Origin of the sequence: Pedobacter sp. B4-66, assembly GCF_018492665.1 — a bacterium.
Taxonomy (GTDB): Bacteria; Bacteroidota; Bacteroidia; order Sphingobacteriales; family Sphingobacteriaceae; genus Pedobacter.
Window position 1 is genome coordinate 1 of sequence record NZ_JAFVME010000042.1, and the last position, 388, is coordinate 388.

Annotated in this window: 1 protein-coding gene; it reads right to left on the bottom strand. The window is 29.1% G+C overall.

Features of this window, described 5'->3' with window-relative positions:
- Nucleotides 1-20 precede the first annotated feature (20 nt).
- On the bottom strand, nt 21-388 hold a 368-nt coding region (locus tag J1905_RS23545), incomplete at its 5' end, for a DUF3997 domain-containing protein (protein ID WP_214229632.1).

Sequence of the window (388 nt, forward strand, 5' to 3'; positions counted from 1 at the left end):
TAGCTGACCGTATAATTTACCTATCGATTCTTTAGTTTAATCCCTAAACTGTCTATTTTTTTGTAGAACGATAAGGAATCAACTGGATGTATTGAATCTGAAAATTGCTTTTTGTTTATAATCCAATATTTAATTTTTCCATCTTCATTTCCTCTAGTTTCTGAAATAATATAATTTTCATCAAAATTATACCTAAGAACTTCAGCTGGAATAATAGTTTTACCAAATCTTGATTTTCCTGCCGACTTCAAGTCCTTTAATATTTGGGATTCCCTTCCATCTCCTAAAAAATAATAATTACCCCCCAGTTCTTCGATATTGTTTTCATGATTATAAACAGTTCTTTCTTCTGAACACGATAATATAAAGCAAAACAATGTCTGTAAAA